This window comes from Holospora obtusa F1, assembly GCF_000469665.2.
Taxonomy (GTDB): Bacteria; Pseudomonadota; Alphaproteobacteria; order Holosporales; family Holosporaceae; genus Holospora; species Holospora obtusa.
On sequence record NZ_AWTR02000009.1, the window covers coordinates 1 to 3,618 of the forward strand.

Consider the following 3,618-nt stretch of genomic DNA (forward strand, 5'->3'; position numbering starts at 1 on the left):
CATACTGCAAATTAGAATTATTGAAAGTGAAAACCTCATTGAATCATTTTGCAATAAAACAAAAATTATTGTTAAAAGCCAATGTTTTAATGTTCAATGAACTTCAAATTTTGAAAGGTGCTACGTAAGATGAGTTCGTTATTTTAAAAGGACAATGGGCGATCAGATTTTTCAAAAATGCACTTGACTCGTTAACCGACATCTTTGAATGGAGCTCGACATAAACGTACTTTGTGGCCCGATCAATGGCCACAAAAAGGTCGCTATTTCCCTTGATCTGTGAGGACCTTCTGTACTGTCAATATGAACAAATCCAAAGGGATAAATTTCTTTTTTTCAAGAGCCGCCCCTTCTTTAGGTAAGACATTTAGACTATTTCTTTTAAGGCATCGATGCAGATTAGAGCACATGAGATTGAGAATCTTCTCTTTCAAAGCACTATAAACATCATCAAGCGGAAGCTTAGATAATGTAGTCACGAGATATTAGCCCATAAAGCGATACATCGAATTTGTACTGCTGTCAAGAATGATCTGACATTTTTCGCATAACGGCTTGCAATACCGCGCCAGCGCTTGAGATGGAGAAATGCATTTTCAACAAGATGCCGCAACTTGTATAAATCTTTATCATAGCTTTTGTCTGCGAGAAATACTCGGCTGCGATGCCGCTTATCAATTGCCAAGCTTGCGTGCAATCAGCCGTGGTACCGTCTGTAATAATGATTCTGACTGCAGCATACCATGCGCATCCACGGCCAGATGTACCTTTGTATTAAGCCCCCTTTTGAGCGGCTCATCTCTTGATTGCCACCTTTCGCACCAGCTGTATGAGGATGCACTTTGATGTGACTTGCATCAATCACCAGCCATTTATAATCCGGAACATCAACTCATTCTTCGAGCAACTTCTCCCAGATACCTTTGTCTCTCCATCTGATAAAACGACGGTGCGTATTGCTCCAGCTTCCATAATCTGGCCATGGCGCTCCTGTCCTTAAGATCCAAAAAATGGCATTAATACATTGGCAATTATCTTGAGCTCTCCCGCCCCAACCCCCTTCTCGTCCTGGTAAATGAGGCTCTAACACAACTCCATACGCGGTCTGAAATATCGTGGCGACGATGGGCTTCTGACATACAATACCTATGCATTCATTCATGAAATAACTGCATCACTTATATCATACTTCCTATCTCGTGACTACACTATCTAAAAACGCGTCTGAATTCACACACAATCTCTTGCTTCTGTTGCAGATAAAACGCTCGAGAGTTTTGACGTTTAGATAGATTTATGTCAACATACGACTATAGTGTCGTATGAAGGTCATCAGCAATGCATTGCAAGAAGTGTAATTCCGAAAACTGCATAAGGAACGGTATAGTACGCAAGGTTCAGCGCTATAAGTGAAGGAATGAGGTTATACCTTTGTTGAAGGTAGACAAGAGGGGCAAAAAGGAAAACGCTATCAAAAAAGCCTTATGCGTCATTTTATACTCTTTAGCTAAGGCATAATTTTCCTTCTATTATATATAGGTGGGTTGTGGCAGAGATGAAAAAAATACAAGAATCTGAGGTTTCAGTTCACATTCAAGCAGTGGAATTTGATGAAATGCGGCATTTTTTCCAAAAAAAAGTCAAAAACTCTGGATTATCAAAGCCGTTGATCATAGCACACGCAGAACTGTTGCCTAGGTTACAGGGAATCGTGATGCTGCAACATTCACACAACTTTACGAAAAAGTCAAACATCTGAAAAATTGCAATGCTTTCTCTAAAGTTCTACAAAAAAACCGCCATAGTATTGGAAAATCAGGCACTGTATGCGTAGAGCAATATCATAATAATACAAGACATCACCTAGGACGCCATAACGAGACCTACTAAAGTAGTTTCCAAGAAGGGAATTTATGGTATTACGGATCAATCAAGCTTTGGTGTGCTCTTACGACACCAGAAATCTTTAATCACTATCAAAAAACGCTGCTATCTATCTTTAGGTAAAAACTCTCAAAAAACATTTGCGCAATACGAAAACAAGTCTACGATATTAAAGGTCCTTTTCATGAAATAATTTTTTGCGTTCTTCTCTTGACAATTTTACGAATAACAGGGGTTTTTTTCTTAATTTTTTGTAAACAAGCTAAGCGAAGTTTTGTAGAATGTTGTCTTTTTTTACCGTATCTGTAATAAAATTTTTCTATCAAATCAAGCACTTTTTTATTGCGCGTCTGACCGCTTGCAGCGCCTACAACCACGACAATAACGGGGCGATGATTTCTTATGGTTAAGGTAGATAAATTGTATCCCGCATGTGAGGTATATCCTGTTTTTCCCATACATAATCCCTCAACTTTTCCTAATAAACGATTTGTATTATGATATATCCTCTTTTGATACGAAAAACTTTTCGTTCCTAAAAAATGTCCGTAGTTAAAAAATCGAACCCAAATTGCTCGCATTAGCAAAGCAATGTCTTTGGAAGAAGTTACTTGATCAGGGTGATGCCATCCAGAGGGATTTTTAAAGACCGTATTCCGCATTCCAATTTTGCGCGCATTACGATTCATCATTTGGACAAATGCTGGTACGCTGCCAGCTAAATTTTCTGCAATAACCGTGGCAATATCGTTACAAGAAAAGACGCATACTGCCTGAATGCACTCTTTCACCGTTAATTTTTGCCCCGGTTTTACCCAAAGTTTCATAGGAAGGCACTCGCTTGCACGTTTAGACACGTAAAAAGGAGTATTCAGCGTTATTTTTTTTTTGCTAATGCATCAAATGTAATAAACATCGTCATTAATTTTGTCAAGGAAGCGGGGAAAATTCTACGCTCTTCGTTGACGCCTTCAATTACAGACCGACTAATAGGATCAAGAATTACGTAGCAAAATTGCTGTTTTTTTGCTAACGCCTCAGCACACATCCACATTGTTAATATTACGGAATATTTACTAATTATTTTCACTAAAATACTCTCTTTCATTATTTTTCTTTACCTTTACTCATAAAAAGTAGTATTGTTTTACTTCAAAATACAGTAAAACAGAAGAAAATAGACACATTTTAATAACTTTTTATTTTTTTTCTACTGATCTAACTCAAGAAATTAACATGTATTTTTTAATAAGCCTGATTTTTATTCTATCATAAAAATTGATTTTTGAATAGATCTTTAGTAGATGTTTTTGAAAGAATAGATTTATTTGTTCCCAACAACATATGGGTTGGGTTATGATCAAAGATTGACAGATTTCGCTCAGCCTCTTTAAAAATAATATCAAAGAGAATATTTCAATGATTTAAGTTTACGTTAATGATTATATAGCAAAATTAGTTAAATTGTGATAAAATAAAAAAGCACTAATTAACTAACTGATGTTACGCAGCAATAGTTGATTTTTGCTTGAAATAATCATATTTTTCGTCCATAAGTTTTTAAGGACAAAAAATGAAACTGGATCTTCTTGATATGTATAGCGACTATTTGATAAGTCAAAATCACTATGCAACATCGACTGGTTTAGCCAATATGTTTCAAGGCGAAATTAGCCATGATCAAATGACTCGTCATTTACGTTCAAAAGATTACAGCTCTTCAAATTTATGGAG

Annotated in this window: 4 protein-coding genes and 3 pseudogenes; 3 read left to right on the plus strand and 4 right to left on the minus strand. The window is 36.5% G+C overall.

The features are described 5' to 3' along the window. A pseudogene (locus P618_RS08965) lies at window positions 1-128 on the plus strand (IS701 family transposase); the annotation flags it as partial. Window positions 129-263: 135 nt separating this feature from the next. Here P618_RS08965 and P618_RS00400 read toward each other — a convergent pair. Together P618_RS00400 and P618_RS00405 are read right to left on the minus strand one after the other, a co-directional pair. Further along, a complete protein-coding gene (locus P618_RS00400; RefSeq protein ID WP_024160975.1) occupies window positions 264-479 on the minus strand; it encodes a hypothetical protein in 216 nt (71 codons plus the stop codon). Further along, a pseudogene (locus P618_RS00405) lies at window positions 476-1,139 on the minus strand (IS5 family transposase). Before P618_RS00405 ends, P618_RS00400 begins: the two are co-directional and overlap by 4 nt. Before the next feature lie 416 nt (window positions 1,140-1,555). On the opposite strand from P618_RS00405, the gene P618_RS00410 reads away from it, so the two are divergent. Then, window positions 1,556-1,759, plus strand: a complete 204-nt coding sequence (locus P618_RS00410; RefSeq protein ID WP_024160976.1) for a hypothetical protein — start codon at window positions 1,556-1,558, stop codon at window positions 1,757-1,759. 307 nt (window positions 1,760-2,066) lie between these two features. Here P618_RS00410 and P618_RS00415 read toward each other — a convergent pair whose 3' ends face one another. Both P618_RS00415 and P618_RS05860 read right to left on the minus strand, forming a co-directional pair. Next, window positions 2,067-2,741: a D-alanyl-D-alanine carboxypeptidase family protein gene (locus P618_RS00415; protein ID WP_021826903.1), complete on the minus strand. Its 675-nt coding sequence runs from the start codon at window positions 2,739-2,741 to the stop codon at window positions 2,067-2,069. A gap of 20 nt (window positions 2,742-2,761) precedes the next feature. Then, window positions 2,762-2,992, minus strand: a complete 231-nt coding sequence (locus P618_RS05860) for a hypothetical protein (RefSeq protein WP_021826904.1) — start codon at window positions 2,990-2,992, stop codon at window positions 2,762-2,764. Between the two features lie 465 nt (window positions 2,993-3,457). Between P618_RS05860 and P618_RS08970 the strand changes: the two are divergent. Beyond that, window positions 3,458-3,618 (plus strand): annotated as a pseudogene (locus tag P618_RS08970) (IS701 family transposase); the annotation flags it as partial.